The 21348-nt window shown below is 69.3% G+C and carries 17 protein-coding genes; 12 read left to right on the forward strand and 5 right to left on the reverse strand.

The window, feature by feature from the left end:
- Window positions 1-105 precede the first annotated feature (105 nt).
- Window positions 106-1470 carry a cystathionine beta-synthase gene (locus JUB10_RS04755; protein WP_207454541.1) on the forward strand — a complete coding sequence of 455 codons (1365 nt, stop codon included), beginning with the start codon at window positions 106-108 and terminating at the stop codon, window positions 1468-1470.
- Window positions 1471-1508: 38 nt separating this feature from the next.
- Window positions 1509-2663 carry a cystathionine gamma-synthase gene (locus tag JUB10_RS04760; RefSeq protein ID WP_207454542.1) on the forward strand — a complete coding sequence of 385 codons (1155 nt, stop codon included), beginning with the start codon at window positions 1509-1511 and terminating at the stop codon, window positions 2661-2663.
- Window positions 2664-2737: 74 nt separating this feature from the next.
- Here JUB10_RS04760 and JUB10_RS04765 read toward each other — a convergent pair whose 3' ends face one another.
- The 3 genes from JUB10_RS04765 to JUB10_RS04775 are packed head-to-tail and all read right to left on the reverse strand — an operon-like array spanning window position 2738 to window position 4365.
- A complete protein-coding gene (locus tag JUB10_RS04765) occupies window positions 2738-3487 on the reverse strand; it encodes an oxygenase MpaB family protein (RefSeq protein ID WP_307859096.1) in 750 nt (249 codons plus the stop codon).
- 3 nt (window positions 3488-3490) lie between these two features.
- Entirely contained in the window at window positions 3491-4171 is a 681-nt protein-coding gene (locus JUB10_RS04770; RefSeq protein ID WP_207454543.1) for an SDR family oxidoreductase, read from the reverse strand.
- Between the two features lie 5 nt (window positions 4172-4176).
- Window positions 4177-4365, reverse strand: coding sequence for a hypothetical protein (locus tag JUB10_RS04775; RefSeq protein ID WP_207454544.1), 189 nt, complete (start codon window positions 4363-4365; stop codon window positions 4177-4179).
- 311 nt (window positions 4366-4676) lie between these two features.
- On the opposite strand from JUB10_RS04775, the gene chvE (JUB10_RS04780) reads away from it, so the two are divergent.
- The 3 genes from chvE (JUB10_RS04780) (at window position 4677) to mmsB (JUB10_RS04790) (ending at window position 8624) form a co-directional block, all read left to right on the forward strand.
- Entirely contained in the window at window positions 4677-5798 is a 1122-nt protein-coding gene (chvE, locus tag JUB10_RS04780) for a multiple monosaccharide ABC transporter substrate-binding protein (RefSeq protein WP_207454545.1), read from the forward strand.
- 73 nt (window positions 5799-5871) lie between these two features.
- Window positions 5872-7419: a multiple monosaccharide ABC transporter ATP-binding protein gene (gene mmsA, locus JUB10_RS04785; protein WP_207454546.1), complete on the forward strand. Its 1548-nt coding sequence runs from the start codon at window positions 5872-5874 to the stop codon at window positions 7417-7419.
- Window positions 7416-8624, forward strand: a complete 1209-nt coding sequence (gene mmsB, locus JUB10_RS04790) for a multiple monosaccharide ABC transporter permease (RefSeq protein WP_207454547.1) — start codon at window positions 7416-7418, stop codon at window positions 8622-8624. The genes mmsA (JUB10_RS04785) and mmsB (JUB10_RS04790) overlap by 4 nt, the downstream gene beginning before the upstream one ends.
- A 91-nt stretch (window positions 8625-8715) precedes the next feature.
- Here mmsB (JUB10_RS04790) and JUB10_RS04795 read toward each other — a convergent pair whose 3' ends face one another.
- Both JUB10_RS04795 and JUB10_RS04800 read right to left on the reverse strand, forming a co-directional pair.
- Window positions 8716-10422 (reverse strand): peroxidase family protein, encoded by a 1707-nt coding sequence (locus tag JUB10_RS04795; protein ID WP_207454548.1) that lies wholly within the window; start codon window positions 10420-10422, stop codon window positions 8716-8718.
- Window positions 10423-10545: 123 nt separating this feature from the next.
- The gene (locus tag JUB10_RS04800) at window positions 10546-11463 is read right to left on the reverse strand and encodes a bacteriorhodopsin (RefSeq protein WP_207454549.1); all 918 of its coding nucleotides are present in this window, start codon (window positions 11461-11463) and stop codon (window positions 10546-10548) included.
- Window positions 11464-11619: 156 nt separating this feature from the next.
- On the opposite strand from JUB10_RS04800, the gene JUB10_RS04805 reads away from it, so the two are divergent.
- The 7 genes from JUB10_RS04805 to JUB10_RS04835 all read left to right on the forward strand — a co-directional run bounded on the left by JUB10_RS04805 (window position 11620) and on the right by JUB10_RS04835 (window position 21298).
- The gene (locus tag JUB10_RS04805) at window positions 11620-12648 is read left to right on the forward strand and encodes a LacI family DNA-binding transcriptional regulator (RefSeq protein WP_207454550.1); all 1029 of its coding nucleotides are present in this window, start codon (window positions 11620-11622) and stop codon (window positions 12646-12648) included.
- Between the two features lie 233 nt (window positions 12649-12881).
- Entirely contained in the window at window positions 12882-13565 is a 684-nt protein-coding gene (locus tag JUB10_RS04810; RefSeq protein WP_207454551.1) for an L-ribulose-5-phosphate 4-epimerase, read from the forward strand.
- 17 nt (window positions 13566-13582) lie between these two features.
- Window positions 13583-15100 (forward strand): L-arabinose isomerase, encoded by a 1518-nt coding sequence (araA, locus tag JUB10_RS04815; protein ID WP_207454552.1) that lies wholly within the window; start codon window positions 13583-13585, stop codon window positions 15098-15100.
- Between the two features lie 115 nt (window positions 15101-15215).
- Entirely contained in the window at window positions 15216-16331 is a 1116-nt protein-coding gene (gene chvE, locus JUB10_RS04820) for a multiple monosaccharide ABC transporter substrate-binding protein (RefSeq protein WP_307859097.1), read from the forward strand.
- 91 nt (window positions 16332-16422) lie between these two features.
- On the forward strand, window positions 16423-17952 hold the full coding sequence (mmsA, locus tag JUB10_RS04825; RefSeq protein WP_207454553.1) for a multiple monosaccharide ABC transporter ATP-binding protein: 1530 nt from the start codon (window positions 16423-16425) through the stop codon (window positions 17950-17952).
- Between the two features lie 2 nt (window positions 17953-17954).
- Window positions 17955-19217, forward strand: a complete 1263-nt coding sequence (gene mmsB, locus JUB10_RS04830) for a multiple monosaccharide ABC transporter permease (protein WP_207454554.1) — start codon at window positions 17955-17957, stop codon at window positions 19215-19217.
- A gap of 302 nt (window positions 19218-19519) precedes the next feature.
- Window positions 19520-21298: an ABC transporter ATP-binding protein gene (locus tag JUB10_RS04835; protein ID WP_207454555.1), complete on the forward strand. Its 1779-nt coding sequence runs from the start codon at window positions 19520-19522 to the stop codon at window positions 21296-21298.
- Window positions 21299-21348 lie beyond the last annotated feature (50 nt).

Below are 21348 nucleotides of genomic sequence, written 5' to 3' on the forward strand. Positions count from 1 at the left end.
GGCACCGCCGGGCGCAGGACGAGCGCGGTCGCTGTCAGCGAAACCGCCCCGGGCGGCGCGTAACAACCGAGCCGCGGACAGGCCCGGCCTGTAGCCTCGACCCTCGTGAAATACGCGGAGACGGTCCTCGACCTCGTCGGCAACACCCCGCTCGTGAAGCTCAATCACGTGACGGAGGGGATCAAGGCGACGGTGCTCGCCAAGATCGAGTACTTCAACCCCGGCGGCTCCGCGAAGGACCGCATCGCGACGCGCATCATCGACGCGGCCGAGCAGGCCGGTTTGCTGAAGCCCGGCGGCACGATCGTCGAGCCGACGAGCGGCAACACCGGCGTCGGCCTCGCGCTCGTCGCGCAGCAGCGCGGCTACCGCTGCGTCTTCGTCTGCCCCGACAAGGTCGGCCTCGACAAGCGCAACGTGCTCACGGCCTACGGCGCCGAGGTCGTCGTCACGCCGACCGCGGTCGCGCCCGACAGCCCCGAGTCGTACTACAGCGTCAGCGACCGACTCGCCCGCGAGATCCCCGGCGCCTTCAAGCCCGACCAGTACTCCAACCCCAACGGGCCGCTCAGCCACTACGAGACCACGGGTCCCGAGATCTGGCGCGACACCGAGGGCAGGATCACGCACTTCGTCGCCGGCGTCGGCACGGGCGGCACGATCAGCGGCGTCGGCCGGTACCTCAAGGAGGTCTCCGACGGGCGGGTGCAGATCATCGGCGCCGACCCCGAGGGCAGCGTCTACTCCGGCGGCACCGGCCGCCCCTACCTCGTCGAGGGCGTCGGCGAGGACTTCTGGCCGAGCGCCTACAACCCGGGCGTCGTCGACCGGGTGATCGCGGCGTCGGATGCCACGAGCTTCGAGCTCACCCGTCGCCTCGCCCGCGAGGAGGGGCTGCTCGTCGGCGGCTCCAGCGGTCTCGCCGTCGCCGCCGCCCTCGAGGCCGCGCGCGACCTGCCCGAGGACGCCGTCGTCGTCGTGCTGCTGCCCGACAGCGGCCGCGGCTACCTCGCCAAGATCTTCAACGACAAGTGGATGCAGTCCTACGGCTTCGCGGCGGCGCCCGCGGAGCAGACGGTGCGCGACATCCTGTCGACGAAGAACGGCGACCTGCCCGACCTCGTGCACGCGCACCCCTCCGACACGGTGCGCGACGCCATCCAGATGATGACGAAGTACGGCGTCTCGCAGATGCCCGTGCTCTCGGCCGAGCCGCCCGTCGTCATGGGCGAGGTCGTCGGGGCGATCGAGGAGAAGACCCTCCTCGAGCACGTCTTCAGTGGCAAGGCGAAGATGACGGATGCGCTCGGCGAGTTCGTCGGCGCCCCGCTGCCCCTCATCGGTGCGCAGGAGTCGGTGTCGGCCGCGCGCACCGCACTCGAGCACGCCGACGCGCTGCTCGTCACGACCGACGGCAAGCCCGCGGCCGTGCTCACCCGCCACGATCTGCTGGCCTACCTGTCCGAGTGACCGCCGCCCCGCGGCATCCGTCGACCTCAGAGGACCCCATGAACGACCACCGTTTCTCCACCCGCGCCATCCACGCCGGTCAGGCCTTCGACCCCACCACCGGCGCTGTCGTGCCGCCGATCTACCAGTCGTCGACGTTCGTGCAGGACGGCATCGGCGGCTTCCGCAACGGCTACGAGTACGCCCGCGGAGGCAACCCCACCCGAGACGTGCTGCAGGAGCAGCTCGCCTCGCTCGAGAGCGGCACCCGCGCCTTCAGCTTCGCGTCGGGCCTCGCCGCCGAGGACGCGCTGCTGCGCAGCGTGCTCACCCCCGGCACCCGCGTGCTCATGGGCAACGACGTGTACGGCGGCACCCACCGCCTGGTCAACCGCGTCTTCGTGCCGTGGGGCGTCACCCTCGACACCGTCGACATGAGCGACCTGGATGCCGTGCGCGCGGCGCTCTCGGTGCCCACCGCCGTGCTCTGGGTCGAGACCCCGACCAACCCGCTGTTGAAGATCACCGACATCGCCGCTCTCTCGGAGCTCGGCCGGGCGCACGGCGCCGTCGTCGTGGTCGACAACACGTTCGCGTCGCCCGCGATCCAGCGCCCGCTCGAGCTCGGCGCCGACGTGGTCGTGCACTCGACGACGAAGTACCTCGGCGGTCACTCCGACGTCGTCGGCGGCGCCGTCGTCACGAGCGACGACGGGCTCGCCGACAAGGTCGCCTTCCTGCAGTTCGGCGTCGGCGCCGTCTCGGCCCCGATGGAGGCCTGGCTGACAACCCGCGGCATCAAGACGCTCGCCGTGCGCGTCGCGCAGCACAGTGCGAACGGCCAGAAGGTCGCCGAGGCGCTCGTCGGGCACCCCGCCGTCGAGCGGGTGTACTACCCCGGCCTGCCCGAGCACCCCGGCCACGAGGTCGCGAAGCGCCAGATGACCGCGTTCGGCGGCATGGTGTCGCTGCAGCTCAAGGGCGGCGCGGCCGTGGCGCGCAAGTTCGCGGAGTCGACCGAGCTGTTCCAGCTGGCGGAGTCGCTCGGCGGGGTGGAGAGCCTCATGTGCTACCCGAGCGAGATGACCCACGCCTCGGTCAAGGGCACCGAGCTCGCCGTGCCGGAGAACCTCGTGCGCCTCTCCGTCGGCATCGAGGACGGCGACGACCTCGTCGCCGACGTGCTGCAGGGCCTGGAGCGCGCGGGCGCCTGACTCCTCCGCGAGCGCCTCGCCCCGGCGAGGCGCTCCGGGGGGCTCCGTTCCGGACGCGGCCGAGCGGTGTCGGATCAGGCGATGCGGCCGAGGTAGTACCGCAGCGGCCACTGCCGCACCCGCCGTGGCAGCCGCGGATAGAGCGCCCGCACGAGTGACATCCGTCGGTCGTACCGCCGCTGCTGGCGCGGCGACCAGCGGATGCCGTACGCCCGCCGCAGCTCGCCGGGCAGCAGCCCCGCGGTGAGCAGCCGCAGCGTCGGCATCGCCGCCCGCAGCCAGAGCGGCCCGACACGTCCGCCGAGCAGGTCGCGGGCGATCCGGCGGGCGTCGGGACCGACCGAGAGCGTCGCGGACGCCTGCCGCCAGTACTCGTCGAACGCGGCGACGTCCTCCGGCCAGAGCTCGGTCGGCACCTGCAGCGCCGTGCCGAGCACGGCGTAATCGCGCAGCATGGACTCGGCGTCGTGCGGGTCGACGTGTCCGTAGACCTCGCGCAGCACCGCGCGGGCGGAGTCGAACAGGGTCGCCGCGACCCAGAGCTGCAGGCGCGGGTCGAACCCGCCGGGCACCGACGCGTGGGCGCCGTTGACACGCCGGCGCACGATGCGGCGCTGTTCGGCCGTGCCGAATACCGTGCCAGACACGTACTGCAGCGTCACGTCGAGCCGGTGCACCGGGCGGGTCGCGAAGTCGCTCGACGAGGCGACGCCCCGCGCGACGCCGGGGTCGGCGATCTGCAGCAGGATCGCCCGGGCGCCGCCGAGCAGCAGGATCCCCTCGGCCTCGAGCCCGCGGATCGGCGGCGGCTCCGGCGGCGTCACGGCCTAGCCGAGCGACGCGACCGCGTCGGCGACCGGCGTCGAGCCCGACGTGAGCTCGAACTGCGCGCGCACGCCGCGGCCGGTGGTCAGCAGCTCGGCGAGCACGGCCGCGACGTCGGCGCGGGGCACCGACCCGCGCGGCAGCTTCTCGGCCACCGAGACCTGACCTGTGCCCGGGTCGTCGGTGAGGCCGCCGGGCCGCACGACCGTCCAGTCGAGGTCGCGCTCGCGCACCGCGGCATCCGCCTCGCTCTTCGCCCGCAGGTACACCTGGAACACCCGGGCGTCGTCGGAGTCGTCGACCGGCAGCTCCGCCTTCTCCGGGTCGAAGTCGTCGGCGCTCATCGCCGACACGAGCACGTACCGCCGGATGCCGGCCTGCTGCGCGGCATCCGCCAGCAGGATCGCGCCGTCGCGGTCGATCGTGAGCTTCCGGGCCGCGCCGCTGCCGGCGCCGCCACCCGCGGCGAACACGACTGCGTCGACGCCGGACAGGCGCTCGGCGAGCTGAGCCGGATCGATCTGCTCGAGGTCGAGCACGAGCGCCTCGGCTCCCGCGGTCTCGACGTCCGCGGCGTGCACCGGATTGCGGATGATGCCGAGCACCTCGTGTCCGGCGTCGTTCAGCAGGCGGGAGAGGAGGAGGGCGATCTTGCCGTGACCTCCGGCGATGGCGATTCTCACGCGTTTCAGCGTTGCGCGGCCGCCTGAGAGTCGGCCCGGATGACGCGGCGCACGACCTCCCACGGCAGCACCGCGAGCCCGATGCCCGTGAAGGCCCCGATCCACTCGCCGGTGACACCGGTGACCAGCACGCCCAGCCCCACGAACAGGGCGGCGAGGGCGGTCGCGACGAGACGTGCTGCGCGAGCGGTCATGCCGACAACTGTCCCCCGACGGGTTACAGGAACGCGGGTGCCACGCCGACCTCGCCGCACGCCGGGTCCTGGCCACCTCGACGGGAATCCGTATCGGTTCAGTAACGCGGTACGAGCTGAGGTTGCACGATGTGCACTTGGTGGCGGTAAGTTTCGTCTGCCAACAAAATGCACGGCGGGGTGCAACTCGACCGACGCGCATTACGAGGAAGTAATAGCAACTCCGGAACGAAGAGGTTCAGCAGGTCGAGGCGCGATGGACGCGCAACGATCATCCTCTTCCGACTCGGATCACCCATCGGAAGGGAACCATGTCCAGGACGAAGAATGTTCTGACTCTCGCGACGGCCGTCGGCGTCGTCTTCGGTCTCGCCGCCTGTGCCCCCGCGGGCACGACGCAGAACGCGGGCGGCGGCGAGGGCGAGGTCGAGTGCAACGTCGGCATCGCCATGCCGACCCGCAGCCTCGAGCGCTGGATCAACGACGGCGAGGGCCTGAGCGCCCTGCTGGAGGAGGACGGCTGCACCGTCGACCTCCAGTACGCCGACAACGAGACCGACCAGCAGATCAGCCAAATCCAGAACCAGGTCGCCGGCGGTGCGCAGATCCTCGTGGTCGCCGCCATCGACGGCGAGACCCTCGGCCCCGTGCTCGAGGACGCCGCGGGCCAGGGCGTCACCGTGATCGCCTACGACCGTCTCATCAACGGCACCGACGCCGTCGACTACTACGCGACGTTCGACAACTACCAGGTGGGCCAGCTCCAGGGGAAGTTCATCGAGGAGCAGCTCGACCTCGCCGGCGGCGCCGGTCCCTTCAACCTCGAGCCCTTCGCCGGCAGCCCCGACGACAACAACGCGGGCTTCTTCTTCCAGGGCGCCTGGGACGTGCTCCAGCCCTACGTCGAGAGCGGTCAGCTCGTCATCCCGTCGAACAAGCTGTCGGCGACCAACGACGACTGGCAGTCCATCGGCATCCTCGGCTGGGGCTCGGACGACGCCCAGGCCGAGATGGACAACCGCCTGCAGTCCTTCTACACCGGTGGTCAGAAGGTCGACGTCGTGCTCTCGCCCAACGACAGCCTCGCGCTCGGCATCGAGCAGTCGCTGCTCTCGGCCGGCTACGCCCCCGGCGCCGACTGGCCGATCATCACGGGTCAGGACGCCGACAAGGCCAACGTGCAGGCGATCCTCGCCGACCAGCAGTCGATGACCGTCTGGAAGGACACCCGCGAGCTCGGCGAGCGCGTCCAGACGATGATCCAGCAGATCGTCGCCGGTGAGGACGTCGAGGTCAACGACGAGGAGACCTACGACAACGGCGTGAAGGTCGTGCCGGCGTACCTGCTCGACCCGCAGGTCGTCACCAAGGACGACGTCGAGCCCGTGCTCATCGAGTCCGGCTTCCTCGAGGCCTCCGACGTCGGTCTCTGATCGACCCGATCACGGGGCAGCCGGCGGCCACGGCCGCCGGCTGCCCCTCCCTCATGGCGACGACAGGAGAGGCATGACTGACTCGATCCTGACGATGAAGGGCATCGTCAAGGACTTCAACGGCGTGAAGGCGCTGAACGGCGTCGACATCGAGGTGGCGCGCGGTGAGGTGCACGCCATCTGCGGCGAGAACGGCGCCGGAAAGTCGACCCTCATGAAGGTGCTGAGCGGCGTCTACCCGCACGGCAGCTTCGACGGCACGATCACCTTCGACGGCAAGGACGTCGCGTACCGCTCGATCAACGACAGCGAGCGCGACGGCATCGTCATCATCCACCAGGAGCTCGCCCTGAGCCCCTACCTCTCGATCGCGGAGAACATCTTCCTCGGCAACGAGAACGCCAGGGCCGGTGTCATCGACTGGAACAAGACGAACCTCGAGGCATCCCGCCTGCTCGCCCGGGTCGGACTCGACGAGAACCCGGCCACCAAGATCCTCGAGCTCGGCGTCGGCAAGCAGCAGCTCGTCGAGATCGCCAAGGCCCTGTCGAAGCAGGTGAAGCTGCTGATCCTCGACGAGCCCACCGCGGCGCTCAACGACGACGACTCGGCGCACCTGCTCGACCTCATCAACCACCTGCGCGGCCAGGGCATCACCTCGATCATCATCAGCCACAAGCTCAAGGAGATCCGCCGCATCGCCGACACCGTCACGGTCATCCGGGACGGCTCGACGATCAGCAGCTTCCCCGTCGAGGACACCGACGACATCGAGACCCGGATCATCCGCGACATGGTCGGGCGGCCGCTCGACCGGCAGTTCCCGGACCGCACGCCGCAGATCGGCGAGGAGAAGTTCCGGGTCGAGCATTGGAACGCCTACCACCCGGTCGACACGACCCGGAAGGTCGTCGACGACGTCTCGTTCTCGGTCAAGGCCGGCGAGATCGTCGGCTTCGCCGGGCTCATGGGCGCCGGCCGCACCGAGCTCGCGATGAGCATCTTCGGCCGCTCCTACGGCACGCACATCACCGGCCGCATGTTCAAGGACGGCCAGGAGATCCAGGCGCGCACGGTCGACGAGGCGATCAAGCACGGCCTCGCCTACGCGACCGAGGACCGCAAGCGCTACGGGCTGAACCTCATCGGCAGCATCACCGTCAACGTCTCGGCCGCGGCGCTCGGCAAGCTCGCGAAGCTCGGCATCATCGACCGGCACCGCGAGTACGCGGTGGCCGAGGAGTACCGGCGGGCGATGAACATCCGCACGTCGTCGGTCTCCGCGCTGACCGGCCGCCTCTCGGGCGGCAACCAGCAGAAGGTCGTGCTCTCGAAGTGGATCTACTCGGGTCCCGACGTGCTCATCCTCGACGAGCCCACCCGCGGCATCGACGTCGGGGCGAAGTACGAGATCTACGGCATCATCAACGAGCTCGCCGCGCAGGGGAAGGCGGTCATCGTCATCTCCTCCGAGCTCCCCGAGCTCATCGGGCTGTGCGATCGCATCTACACGATCGCCGAGGGCCGCCTGACCGGAGAGGTCGCCAGGGCGGATGCCTCACAGGAGAACCTCATGCGGTACATGACCGCTGCGCGCAGTGAAGGAGCGACCAAGTCATGACAACGACGACACCGGAAACCGCGCGGACCACGGTCCCGACCGAGCCGGGCAAGCCCCGCCGGCCGCGGCTGCGCATCGACTTCCGCCAGTACGGCATCCTCGCCGCGCTCGCGGTGATCATCATCCTGTTCCAGATCCTCACCGAGGGCCGCCTGCTGTTCCCGGGCAACGTGAACAACCTGATCCAGCAGAACGCCTACGTGCTGATCCTCGCGATCGGCATGGTGATCGTGATCATCGCCGGTCACATCGACCTGTCGGTCGGGTCGATCGTCGCGGTCGTCGGTGCGATCGCCGGCCTCGCGATGCAGCAGTGGGGCCTGCCGTGGTGGAGCGCCGTGCTGCTCGCCGTTCTCGCGGGCGCCCTCATCGGTGCCTGGCAGGGCTTCTGGGTCGCCTTCGTCGGCATCCCCGCCTTCATCGTGACCCTCGCGGGCATGCTCGTCTTCCGCGGCTTCGCGCTCGTGCTGCTGACCGGCGGCACGATCAGCGGCCTGCCCCGCGAGTTCAACGCGATCGGGTCCGGCGCCCTGCCGACCGTCGGCATGCCCGACCTCGTGACGCTGGCCATCGGCGCGGTCGTGTCGATCGCGCTCGTGGCGCAGCAGCTCCGCACCCGGGCGACGCTCCGCCGGCTCGACCTGCCGCGCGAGCGCGCCGTGTCGTTCTGGATCAAGATCGGCATCGCGGTCGCCGCGATCATGTACCTCTGCTACCTGCTGTCGTACAACCGCGGCACCCCGATCATCCTGCTGATCCTCGCGGCGCTCATCCTCATCTACTCGTTCGTGCTGAACCGCACCGTCTTCGGCCGTCACGTGTACGCGATGGGCGGCAACCTCTTCGCCGCGCAGATGTCCGGCGTCAAGACCAGGTGGGTCAACTTCATGATCTTCGTGAACATGGGTCTGCTCGCGGGTCTCGCCGGTGTCGTCAGCACCGCCCGGGCCGGTAGCGCAGTGGCATCCGCCGGCTCCAGCTTCGAGCTCGACGCGATCGCCGCCGTCTTCATCGGTGGCGCGGCCGTGCAGGGCGGCGTCGGCACGGTCGTCGGTGCCGTCATCGGCGGCCTCGTGATGGGCGTGCTGAACCAGGGACTGTCGATCCTCTCGGTCGACGCGGCCTGGCAGCAGGTGATCAAGGGTCTCGTGCTGCTGCTCGCCGTCGCGTTCGACGTCTACAGCAAGCGGCGCTCCGGCCGCTGATCACGAGCGAAGGCGGGACCCTCCACTGCTGGAAGGAGGGTCCCGCCTTCGTCGTTCCCGGGGCTCCGTCGCACCGAGTCCTTCGGAGGGATCAGCCGAGCACTTCGGCCGGCTCGTCGGCGTCGGCCTCGTCGGTCTCGAGCTCGTCCGTCTCGAGTTCCTCGCCCTCCAGCTCCTCGCCCTCGAGCTCCTCGCCCTCGTCCTCGACGCCCTCCTGCTCGGGGTGGCCCTCGACGGTGATGACGCCCGCCTGCAGCAGGAAGTCGCCGCAGGCGTAGGGAGCGGGCGGCGCCCAACCCTTCGGGGCGTTGAGGTAGGAGGTCTTGTCGAGGGCGAGGATCCCGAGGATGACCTCGGCGACGATGCGACCCCCGACGGGGCCGAGCCGCCGGCCGCCCAGCAGTTCCGACTCCTTGAGGATGTAGAACCACAGGGGGGCCTTGCCGTTCCAGCCGGGCTCGGTCAGCCCCAGCCGGTCGTTCGCGATCGGCATGACGCCCATGGCCTTCGCCACGTCCTGCCCCGCGGGCAGCCCCAGCATCTTGCCGCGCTGCAGGTTGCGCTGCGCGAGGTTGAGGATCGCGCCGTCGACGTGCTTGACGACCGTGGGCGGCAGTTCGGACAGCGGCAGCGCGAGCTTCGTGTCGATATAGCGGGTCATGTTGCGGTCGTCGGGGGTGCCGAGGCCCGGGATGTCGAAGAAGTAGTTCCAGTCTGCCCAGGCGTAGAGCGGCAGGGGGCGCGAGCCGCGCAGGTCGCGCGGTCCGCCGAAGAACGGCACCGTGAGTCCGTCGGTCATCTCGTACTCGGCGCGGATCATGCTGTGCCCGAAGCGGTAGGCCGCGACGGAGTACTCGATCGGCATCATCGGCCGCTGCTTGTTGCCGGGCTTGTAGAACCGGCACTCCACCTTGGCGGGAGCGCCGGGGCGCGTGGTGAGGATGCTGTCGATGACGTCCTGCCCCGCGATCATCCGCAGGAAGTCGTTGACGATGAGCCACTGGAAGTGCCAGCGGGTGAGTCGCTGCGCGTCGGCGAACGAGTTGCCGGCGTGCACGAACCCGTTGTGCAGCTTGAGGAACGCCAGGTGCAGCTGCGCAACGATCAGGTTCTCGTCGTTGCGGTGATCGCCGATGATCGCCGTGCCGTCGGCGTTGCGCGGCAGGTCGTCGAGCCCCTCGGCGGTGCGCCCGATCTTCATCAGCCGCGGGTCCGCCGGGTCGTAGAGCTGGGGGTCCTGAGCGGGGCCGCGGCCGTAGATCGCCCCGAGGTCGAAGAACGGGGTGTCGAAGTTCTTGATGGCGGTGGGGTCGGCCTGCTGGTCCGACAGTGGCGTGAGGTCGAGGGTCATGTCGTGGTCGATGAACTGACCGAGGTACGCGATGCCCGCCGGGATGTCGGGGTTGTCGAATCCGTCGTTGCTGAGCTTGACGTCCGAGTGCGGGGGAGTGCGGTCGATCATCTGCTGCGCGAGTCCCGCGAGCAGGACGTCGTCAGGGGCGAACCCCTGGAGGCCGGGGAACATCAGGCCGAAGCGTCCCTGCTTGCTCCGGCCCTCCTTCACGGCGATGTCCGACCCGCGCAGGTCGCCCTTGCCGTGGCCGCGTCCCTCCGACAGCACCTTCTTCTCGCGGGGCGGCAGCGGCGGCGGGGTCGGCTTGACGGGCTTCGCGGCGTGCGCGGGGGCGGTCGCGACGACGGGAAGCACGACCCCCGCCGCGAGTCCCGCGAGGATGTTCCGTCGCGAGACGCCCTTCTCCTTCAGGTCGGCCGGACCGGACTGTCCTCGCGTGCCCATCTGTTTCCCTCACCGTCGCTGTTCGTCGACGCCGGTCGGCGTCCACTCCAGTGAGCGGGAGGGGTCTTGGGGAAATCTTGGACGAACGGGATCTCGTGCCGCGCTACCATGCGCGGCGCCCGGCTAGCCGCGGCGCACGAAGGAGCGGCGCGGGGACGGCGACGACTGCGACACCGTCGCGTGCACCGGCGGCAGCGCGGCATCCGCCTTCTTGATCGACGAGATCCACGTCGACTCGGGATGGATGTCGAGGCCGGCGCGGGCGTCGTCGGCGGTGCGCACCTTGGCGACCTTGTGCACGAGCGCGCCGAAGCCGACCTTCGCGATGATGTCGGCTGCGCACAGCGCGAGGTGCATCGTCGTCGTCCACTCGCCGCCCGACGCGACGATCTGGATCAGGTAGACGAGCGGGTAGACCAGCCACACGGTGAGCAGCAGCAGGGTCGCGTTGACGAGGCTCCGCCCGGCCTCGTTCGACAGCTCGCCGAGGTGCTGCCGCACGGCGCGGATGAGCACGACGTAGAGCACGACGAAGAACACCGTGGAGATGAGACCCCACGTGATGAGGGCGACTCTGTTCTCGCCTCCGTCGATGACGACGCCGCCGAGGTAGCCGGTGAAGATCATGAGGAACGCGGATGCCATCGCGATGAACCGGGTGCGCCGTGCGGCGGCCCCGGCGATCCCGGTCACGACGAGCAGCTCGACGCAGAGCAGCGGCACCGTGACCGACCAGTCCATGTAGCGCGAGGAGAACGTGCCGACGGCAGCCTCGTTCGGCACCCACCCGCCCGCGGTCGCGTCGTAGCCGAAGCGGAAGTCGAGGATGACGGCGACGTACGAGACGAACGCGATCGCCGTGATGCAGAGGCTCGCGATGACCGCGGGGCGGTACCGCGGTCCCACCTCGTTGCGGGTCGTCACGCTGCGCAGGAAGTGCGCGAGCAGCGCGAGCGCCGCCATGACGAGCGCGTAGTACACGAGTTCGTGCTGCGCCGGTGTGAGCGCGACCGTCCATGGCGCGGTCTCGTACTGGTTCACGGTGCCTCCCCGTTGGTGTGGTCCTCTGACGCCTTACCCCGATCCGACGGCGGTGGAACGGTTCGATAACGACCACTCGCGCTCGCGCTCGCCGCGTGCATAATTGCTCCGACGTTCGAAATGTGAACGTGCACATCGACGATGGAGCCGAAGCGGATGGATGCCGAGAAGGTGCGACGCGCCCCGAGCATCCGTGACGTCGCCAAGCTCGCCGGCGTCTCGCACCAGACCGTCTCCCGCGTGCTCAACGACTCGCCGAGCATCAAGCCCGCGACGAAGCAGCGCGTGCTCGACGTGATGAACGAGGTCGGGTACCGGCCGAACCGCGCGGCCCGCGCCCTCGTGACCAGCCGCTCCAACACGATCGGCATCCTCACCGCGCAGACGACCGCACACTACGGCCCGACCACGAGCGTCAACGCGATTCAGGTCGCCGCGCGCGAGGCGGGCTACATGGTGAGCACGACGAGCATCAGCTCGCTGAGCCCCGAGGGGATCATCGAGGGGCTCGAGCACCTCGTCGAGCAGTCGATCGAGGGGCTCGTGGTCATCGCCCCGCAGGAGCGGGTGTTCGACGCGATCCGCTCGCTGTCGATCCGCGTGCCGCTCGTGACGCTCGACGCGCTCGGCACGGATGCCGCGCGCAGCCTCTCCGTCGACCAGATCGCCGGCGCCCGGATGGCGACGCGGCACCTTATCGAGCTCGGGCACCGCGACATCGTGCACGTGGCCGGCCCGCGCGACTGGACCGAGGCCGAGGGGCGCATGCGCGGGTTCCTCGACGAGATGCGCTCCGCCGACCTCAGCCTCATCCCGCCCGTGCTCGGCGACTGGACCGCGCAGTTCGGCTATCACGCGGGCAAGGAGCTCGCGGGCTTCCGCGACTTCACCGCGGTGTTCGCCGCGAACGACCAGATGGCGCTCGGCATCCTGCACGCCTTCGCCGAGGCGGGCATCCGCGTGCCGGAGGAGGTGAGCGTCGTCGGTTTCGACGACATCCCGGAGGCGGCGCACTTCTGGCCCCCGCTGACGACGGTGCGCCAGGACTTCGCGGAGCTCGGCCGGCGCGCGGTCGCCCTGCTGCTCTCGGAGCTCGCGGGGGAGAGCGACCTCGACCACGCGGCCGTGCGCCCGGAGCTGATCGTGCGGCGCAGTACCGCGCCCCCGAGGGGAGGTCGTTCGTGACCGAATCGAGACCGCTCGGCGCTTTTACAACTTCGCTCCGGCGGTTGTAGCATGAGCAACCGATGTGACCGTTCACATTCGAGTGGTCGTCAACGTCGACACACAGAAAGACAACGGAGTCCGCACCCGATGAGCACCTCCCCGATCTCTCCCGACACGCGTTCGAGCGCCGGGATCGACCGCGGCCTCGTCGCTCGTGCCGCCTCCGCCACCCCCGAGCGGAAGGACGCGCGATGAGCGCCGAGACGATCCGCGCCGTCCGTGAGGACGTCGCCGCCCTGCACGCGATGCTGCCCCGCTACGGGCTCGTGATCTGGACCGGCGGCAACATCTCCGGCCGCGTGCCCGACGAGGACCTCTTCGTGATCAAGCCCTCGGGCGTCGAGTACGACGACCTGACCCCGGACAACATGATCGTCTGCACGCTCGACGGCGAGGTCGTCGAGGGCAGTCACTCGCCCTCGAGCGACACCGCGGCGCACGCATACGTGTACCGCAACATGCCGCACGTGAACGGCGTCGTGCACACCCACTCGACCTACGCCACCGCCTGGGCCGCCCGCGGCGAGGCCGTGCCCTGCGTCATCACCGGCCAGGCCGACGAGTTCGGCGGCGAGATCCCCGTCGGCCCGTTCGCGATCATCGGCGACGACTCGATCGGCCGCGGCATCGTGCAGACCCTCACCGGTCACCGCTCCCGCGCCGTGCTCATGCAGAACCACGGCGTCTTCACCATCGGCAAGAGCCCCCGCGACGCCGTCAAGGCCGCGGTCATGGCGGAGGACGTCGCTCGCACGGTGCACATCGCCCGCCAGCTCGGCGAGCTGATCCCGATCCCGCAGGAGTCGATCGACGCCCTGTTCGACCGCTACCAGAACGTCTACGGACAGGCGCCGGCCGGCGCCCTCGCCGAGTAAGCACCCCCGAGGAAGACATGCCGAAGCTCACCACGTCGCTCGAGAACTACGAGCTCTGGTTCCTGACCGGGAGCCAGGGTCTGTACGGAGAGGACACCCTCGCCCAGGTCGCCCAGCAGTCGCAGGAGATCGCCCGCACGCTCGAGGCATCCGGCGACATCCCCGTCAAGATCGTCTGGAAGCCCGTCCTCAAGGACAGCGAGTCGATCCGCCGCATCGCGCTCGAGGCCAACGCCAGCGACAAGACCATCGGCGTCATCGCCTGGATGCACACCTTCTCCCCGGCGAAGATGTGGATCGCGGGCCTCGACGCGCTGCGCACCCCGCTGCTCCACCTGCACACGCAGGCGAACGTCGAGCTCCCGTGGTCGGAGATCGACATGGACTTCATGAACCTGAACCAGGCCGCCCACGGCGACCGCGAGTTCGGGTACATCGCGACGCGCCTCGGCACCTCGCGCAAGACCGTCGTCGGTCACGCCTCGAACCCCGCCGTTCGCGCCCGCATCGCCAACTGGGCCCGCGCCGCCGCCGGCTGGGCCGCCTTGCACGAGCTCAAGCTCGCCCGCTTCGGCGACAACATGCGCTTCGTCGCCGTCACCGAGGGCGACAAGACCGAGGCCGAGCTGCGCTTCGGCGTCCAGACCAACACGTGGGGCGTCAACGACCTCGTCGCCCGCGTCGACGAGCAGGCGGATGACGCGGTCGACGCCCTCGTCGCCGAGTACGAGGACCTCTACGACGTCGCCCCCGAGCTGCGCCGCGGCGCGGAGCGCCACGAGTCGCTCCGCTACGGCGCCCGGCTCGAGCTCGGGCTGCGCTCGTTCCTCGAGGAGGGCGGCTTCGGCGCCTTCACGACGACGTTCGAGGACCTCGGCGGGCTCCGCCAGCTGCCCGGCCTCGCCGTGCAGCGACTCATGGCCGACGGCTACGGCTTCGGCGCCGAGGGCGACTGGAAGACCGCGATCCTCGTCCGCGCCGCGAAGGTCATGGGCGCCGGGCTCCCCGGCGGCGCCTCCCTCATGGAGGACTACACCTACGACATGACCCCGGGCGACGAGCTCATCCTCGGCGCGCACATGCTCGAGATCTGCCCCACGCTCACGACGTCGAAGCCGAAGCTCGAGATCCACCCGCTCGGCATCGGCGGCCGCGAGGACCCGGTGCGCCTGGTCTTCGACACCGACCCGGGCGAGGCCGTCGTCGTCGCGATGAGCGACATGCGCGACCGCTTCCGGCTCACCGCGAACGTCGTCGACGTCGTGCCCCCGCGCGAGTCGCTGCCGAAGCTCCCCGTCGCCCGCGCGGTGTGGAAGCCCCGCCCCGACTTCGCGACCTCGGCCGCGGCCTGGCTCACCGCCGGCGCCGCGCACCACACCGTGATGTCGACGGCCGTCGGCCTCGAGGTGTTCGAGGACTTCGCCGAGATCGCCCGCACCGAGCTGCTCGTGATCGACGAGACCACGACGCTCCGCCAGTTCTCGAAGGAGGTGCGCTTGAACCAGGCCTACTACCGCCTGGCGCAAGGCCTCTGACCCCTCAGTCTTGCCGCGCGCGGCGCGGCGGGTGACCGGCCCTGGACGGCAGGCCGGTCGACAACCTCCGGTTGCTGACAATGACGTCCACTGCAAACACAAGGAAGGAAACACAGTGAAGAAGAGGAAGTTCCTCCTCGGCGCGGTCGCCCTGGGCACCGCCGCCATCACGCTCGTCGGTTGCTCGGGAGGTGGCCGCGGCGGCGCCGGTGGCGGCGAGGAGAGCGCCGAGGGCGCGCTCGTCGGCGTCTCGATGCCCACGCAGCAGTCCGAGCGCTGGATCTCGGACGGCGCGAACGTCGAGTCGTCGCTGCAGGACCTCGGCTACGAGGTGGACCTGCAGTTCGCGAACGACGACATCCCCACGCAGGTCCAGCAGATCGAGGCCATGATCACCTCGGGCGCGCGCGCCCTGGTCATCGCCGCGATCGACGGCACGACGCTCACCGACGTCCTCCAGCAGGCCGCCGACGCCGACATCCCCGTCATCGCCTACGACCGCCTCATCAACGGCTCGGAGAACGTCGACTACTACACGACGTTCGACAACTACCAGGTCGGCGTGCAGCAGGCGACGTCGCTCCTCACGGGTCTCGGCGTCCTCGACGCCGACGGCAACGACACCGGCGCCACCGGCCCGTTCAACGTGGAGCTCTTCGCCGGCAGCCCGGACGACAACAACGCGCTGTTCTTCTGGGACGGTGCGATCGACACGCTGCAGCCCTACATCGACAGCGGCGTGCTCGTCGTCCCCTCGGGTCAGACGCAGTTCGAGCAGGCGGCGATCCTCCGCTGGCTGCCCGAGACGGCGCAGGAGCGCATGGAGAACCTGCTCACCGTCATCGGTGACACCCGTCTCGACGGCGTTCTCTCGCCCTACGACGGTCTCTCGATCGGCATCATCTCCGCTCTCACGAGCGGTGGCTACTCGGCCGACGACCTGCCCGTCATCACGGGTCAGGACGCGGAGGTCGGCTCGGTGCAGTCGATCATCGCCGGCGAGCAGTACTCGACGATCTTCAAGGACACCCGCGAGCTCGGTGAGCGCGCCGTGACCATGGTCGACGACCTGCTCAACGACAAGGAGCCCGAGGTCAACGACACCGAGACGTACGACAACGGCGTCAAGGTCGTTCCCTCGTACCTCCTCGAGTCGGTCATCGTCACCGCGGACAACTACCAGGAAGTCCTCGTCGACAGCGGCTACTACACGGAGGACGACCTCCAGTAGGTCTCCTTCCGGTGGGGCGGATGCCTCTGCGGCATCCGCCCCACCGCCTCCCCGCCCGGGGAACCCTGAAGCAACGAGAACGAGGAAGACAATGACGAACAACATCCTCGAGATGCGCGACATCACGAAGACCTTCCCGGGCGTGAAGGCCCTGCAGAACGTCAATCTGCAGGTCGAACGCGGTGAGGTCCACGCGATCTGCGGCGAGAACGGCGCGGGCAAGTCGACCCTGATGAAGGTGCTGTCGGGCGTGTACCCGCACGGCACCTACGAGGGCGACATCGTCTACGAAGGCGAGACCGTCGAGTTCAAGGACATCCGCGATTCCGAGCACGCCGGCATCGTGATCATCCACCAGGAGCTCGCGCTGAGCCCCCACCTCTCGATCGCCGAGAACATCTTCCTCGGCAACGAGCAGGCCAAGCGCGGTTTCATCAACTGGGACAAGACCAACCTCGAGGCCGCGAAGCTGCTCGCCCGCGTCGGCCTCAAGGACAACCCGATCACCAAGATCTCCCACATCGGTGTCGGGAAGCAGCAGCTCGTCGAGATCGCGAAGGCGCTCTCGAAGGAGGTCAAGCTGCTCATCCTCGACGAGCCCACCGCCGCCCTCAACGACGAGGACTCGGCGCACCTGCTCGACCTGATCCGTCACCTCAAGGGGCAGGGGATCACGTCGATCATCATCAGCCACAAGCTGAACGAGATCAAAGCGATCGCCGACAAGGTCACGATCATCCGCGACGGCAAGACCATCGAGACGCTCGACCTGCAGAAGGACGACATCTCGGAGGAGCGCATCATCAAGGGGATGGTCGGCCGCGACCTCGAGAACCGCTACCCCGACCGCACCCCCAAGATCGGGGAGGAGATCTTCCGCGTCGAGGACTGGAGCGTCCGCGACCCGCGCGACACGTCGCGCCTGGTCATCGACAACGCGCACCTCTCGGTGCGCGCCGGTGAGGTCGTCGGCATCGCGGGGCTCATGGGCGCCGGCCGCACCGAGCTCGCGATGAGCATCTTCGGCCGCTCGTACGGGTCGCACATCACCGGCCGTGTCTACATGCACGGCAAGGAGGTCAGGACCCACACGGTGAGCCAGGCCATCGAGGCGGGCATCGCGTACGCCACCGAGGACCGCAAGCACTACGGGCTCAACCTCATCGAGGACATCAAGCGGAACATCTCTACCGCGGGGCTGAAGAAGCTCGCCAAGCGCGGCTGGGTGGACGGCAACCAGGAGTACGTGGTCGCCGACCAGTACCGCAAGTCGATGAACATCAAGGCCCCGTCGGTGGGTGCCATCACCGGGAAGCTCTCCGGCGGCAACCAGCAGAAGGTCGTGCTGTCGAAGTGGATGTACTCGGACCCCGAGGTGCTCATCCTCGACGAGCCCACCCGCGGCATCGACGTCGGTGCCAAGTACGAGATCTACAGCATCATCAACAAGCTCGCGGGGGAGGGCAAGGCGGTCATCGTGATCAGCTCCGAGCTGCCAGAACTCCTCGGCATCTGCGACCGCATCTACGCGCTCGCGGAAGGCCGGATCACCGGCGAGCTGCCCATCAGCGAGGCGACGCCTGAGTCGCTCATGCAGTACATGACGAAGGAGAGAGACTGATCATGGCGACCGACACCACGTCGTCGAGGCCCGCGGACCTCGGCAACCGGGTCCCGAACCCGGAACGCACGCCCGGAGGCATCCGGGGCGCCCTCGGGTTCCTGACCTCGCAGCTGCGGCAGATCGGTATCTTCATCGCGCTGCTCGTGATCGTCGTGCTGTTCCAGATCCTCACGGACGGCCGACTGCTCACCCCGGGCAACGTCTCGAACATCATCGTTCAGAACAGCTACATCCTGATCCTCGCGATCGGCATGGTGATGATCATCATCGCCGGCCACATCGACCTGTCGGTCGGTTCGGTCGCGGCCTTCGTCGGCGCGGTCACGGGTGTCATCGCGGTCGACAACGGGCTGCCCTGGTGGCTCGCGATCGCGGTCGGCCTCGTCGTCGGCGCGCTCGCCGGCGCCTGGCAGGGCTTCTGGGTCGCCTTCGTCGGCATCCCCGCGTTCATCGTGACCCTCGCGGGCATGCTGATCTTCCGTGGTCTCACGCAGATCACGCTGGGCAACACCCAGATCACCCCGTTCCCGACGGAGTACCGCCAGCTCGGTGGTGGCTTCCTGTTCCCGAACGTGTTCCCCGCGGCGACCTCGCCGTACGAGTGGATCACGGTCGGCCTCGGTGTGCTCGCCGCGGTCATGCTGGTCGCCTCGCAGGTGCGCGGCCGCATCGCCCGCGCCAAGCTCAACCTCGAGGGCGAGCCGTTCGCCTGGTTCGTGACCAAGCTCGCGTTCAGCGTCGCGCTGATCCTGCTCATCACCTACCTGCTCGCGTCGTCGCGTGGCACCCCGATCGTGCTGATCGTGCTCGCCGTGCTCGTGGTCGTCTACACCGCGGTCATGAACCGCAGCGTCTTCGGCCGCCACATCTACGCGATCGGTGGCAACCTCAACGCCGCGAAGCTCTCGGGCATCAAGACCCGCTGGGTCGACTTCTGGCTGTTCGTCAACATGGGCACGCTGGCCGCGCTCGCGGGCATCGTGTTCACCGGCCGCCTCAACTCGGCCGGCCCCGGCGCGGGCAACCTGTTCGAGCTCGACGCGATCGCCGCCTCGTTCATCGGTGGTGCCGCCGTTCAGGGTGGTATCGGCACGGTGACCGGTGCGATCACCGGTGGTCTGATCATGGGTGTGCTGAACAACGGCATGTCGCTGCTCGGTGTCTCGACCGATTACCAGCAGTTCATCAAGGGCATCGTGCTGCTGCTCGCCGTCGCGTTCGACGTCTTCAACAAGCGTCGCGCGGCCGGCGCCACGAAGTAACGCGCCTCGTCGAAGGGCCCCGTCTCCTCAGGGAGGCGGGGCCCTTCCGCGTCTGCGGCTGGGGCGGGCGCGGCGGAGGGTGCATAGGTCGGCGAGTGGCCGGTTTCCGGTGAGTGGTGCGTGCAGGAATGTGCCAGTCACCCGGAAGTTGTCCACTCACGCGGGGCGCGGCGCTGCTGGCGAGTGATGCGCTCGTCGGTGAGTGGCGCGTGCACGGGTGCTCCAGTCACCCACGGGCTGTCCACTCACGCGGTCGCCGCCGGGCGGTGGCATCCGGATGCCATGGGCGACAGAATGAGCAGATGCGGCAAGCGCTTTCCAGCAGGGTCGAGACGTTCCGGTCCGCCATCGACGCCCGGCGACCCGGACGGAGCGTGCTGCGCCTGCTCGGCCTGCACCGCGGCCCGATCACGCTGGCGGTGCTCTGCTTCGCCGTCAAGGACACCGCCCTCTGGCTGCTGCCGGTCGTGACGGCGAAGATCATCGACGTGGTCGCCGACGGCGGGCCGTTCTCGACGCTGTGGCTGTGGGCGGGCATCGCCCTCGCCGCGCTCGTCGTGAACTATCCGGGGCACGTCGCGTACACGAAGCTCTTCATGGGCGTCGTGCGCCGCCTCGCCGCCGACCTGCGGAACGCGCTCGCCGCCCGCCTGCAGGAGCTCTCGATCGGCTTCCACGCCAAGTCGAACTCGGCCATCGTGCAGACCAAGGTCGTGCGCGACGTCGAGAACATCGAGCTCATGCTGCAGCAGACCGCGCACCCGCTGCTCTCCGCGACGATGGTGCTCATCGGCGCCGTGTCCGCCACGGCGATCGAGGTGCCCCAGTTCCTGCCGGTCTACGCCCTCGCGATCCCCATCGCGGTCGCCCTCCGTGCGATCCTCATGCGCCGCAGTCAGCGTCGCAACGAGGACTTCCGCCGCGAGGTGGAGCGGTTCTCCGCCCGCGTCGGCGAGATGGCGACGCTCATGCCGATCACTCGCGCCCACGGTCTCGAGACCGTCGCGCAGGAGCGCGTCGCCACGAGCGCCGACGGTGTGCGTGCTGCGGGGTACCAGCTCGACCTGCTCAACGGGCGCTTCGCGTCGGCGTCGTGGGTCACCCTGCAGCTGCTGAGCGTCGCTTGCCTCGTGCTCGCCGCGGTCGTCTCGCTCACGGGCCTGCTGCCGGTCACGGCCGGCCAGGTCGTGCTGCTCTCCTCCTACTTCGCGCTGTTGACGCAGAGCGCGACGAACATCCTGATGCTGCTGCCCGCGATCGCGCGCGGGACCGAGTCGGTGCGCTCGATCGCGGAGGTGCTGCAGGAGCCCGACCTCGAGCTGAACGAGGGGCGCCGTGCCGTGGCATCCGTCACCGGCCGGCTCGACCTGCAGCGGGTCGAGTTCCGCTACGACGACGCCCCGGCGCCCGCGCTCGACGGCGTCGACCTGCACGTCGAGCCGGGGGAGACCGTCGCGTTCGTCGGCTCGTCGGGGTCGGGCAAGTCGACGATGCTCAACCTGGTGCTCGGCTTCCTGCGCCCGACGAGCGGCCGGGTGCTGCTCGACGGCGCCGACATGCAGGAGCTCGACCTGCGCACCGTGCGGCGCTTCGTCTCGGTCGTGCCCCAGGAGTCGGTGCTCTTCGAGGGCACGATCCGCGACAACATCGCGTACGGGCTCACGGGCGTCACCGACGAGCGGATCGAGCGGGCCATGCGCGACGCCAACGCGTGGACGATCGTCGAGCAGCTGCCCGACGGCCTCGACAGCGTGGTGGGGGAGCGCGGCGCGCGGCTCTCCGGCGGGCAGCGCCAGCGCCTCTCGATCGCCCGGGCGCTCGTGCGCGACCCCCGGATCCTGCTGCTCGACGAGGCGACGAGCGCGCTGGACTCGGAGTCCGAGGCGATCATCGCGGATGCCCTCGGCCGGCTGATGCGCGGACGCACGACTCTCGTCGTGGCGCACCGGCTCTCCACCATCCGCTCGGCCGACCGCATCGTGGTGCTCGAGAAGGGCCGCATCGTCGAGATCGGCTCGCACGACGAGCTGCTCGCCGCGAACGGTCGCTACGCCGAGCTGCACCGGGTGCAGGCGGGCTGAACGACGAAGCGCCCGTCCGGAGAACTCGGACGGGCGCTCCGCGGAGCGGA

This window comes from Desertivibrio insolitus, assembly GCF_017355965.1.
GTDB lineage: Bacteria > Actinomycetota > Actinomycetes > Actinomycetales > Microbacteriaceae > JAFIQW01.

Excerpts from the sequence above, each read along its gene's own strand:
- JUB10_RS04835 (WP_207454555.1), top strand. The coding sequence starts at position 19,520 with ATGCGGCAAGCGCTTTCCAGCAGGGTCGAGACGTTCCGGTCCGCCATC.
- mmsA (WP_207454546.1), top strand. The coding sequence starts at position 5,872 with ATGACTGACTCGATCCTGACGATGAAGGGCATCGTCAAGGACTTCAAC.
- JUB10_RS04795 (WP_207454548.1), bottom strand. The coding sequence starts at position 10,422 with ATGGGCACGCGAGGACAGTCCGGTCCGGCCGACCTGAAGGAGAAGGGC.
- chvE (WP_207454545.1), top strand. The coding sequence starts at position 4,677 with ATGTCCAGGACGAAGAATGTTCTGACTCTCGCGACGGCCGTCGGCGTC.
- JUB10_RS04775 (WP_207454544.1), bottom strand. The coding sequence starts at position 4,365 with ATGACCGCTCGCGCAGCACGTCTCGTCGCGACCGCCCTCGCCGCCCTG.
- mmsB (WP_207454554.1), top strand. The coding sequence starts at position 17,955 with ATGGCGACCGACACCACGTCGTCGAGGCCCGCGGACCTCGGCAACCGG.
- araA (WP_207454552.1), top strand. The coding sequence starts at position 13,583 with ATGCCGAAGCTCACCACGTCGCTCGAGAACTACGAGCTCTGGTTCCTG.
- JUB10_RS04810 (WP_207454551.1), top strand. The coding sequence starts at position 12,882 with ATGAGCGCCGAGACGATCCGCGCCGTCCGTGAGGACGTCGCCGCCCTG.
- mmsA (WP_207454553.1), top strand. The coding sequence starts at position 16,423 with ATGACGAACAACATCCTCGAGATGCGCGACATCACGAAGACCTTCCCG.
- mmsB (WP_207454547.1), top strand. The coding sequence starts at position 7,416 with ATGACAACGACGACACCGGAAACCGCGCGGACCACGGTCCCGACCGAG.
- JUB10_RS04760 (WP_207454542.1), top strand. The coding sequence starts at position 1,509 with ATGAACGACCACCGTTTCTCCACCCGCGCCATCCACGCCGGTCAGGCC.
- JUB10_RS04805 (WP_207454550.1), top strand. The coding sequence starts at position 11,620 with ATGGATGCCGAGAAGGTGCGACGCGCCCCGAGCATCCGTGACGTCGCC.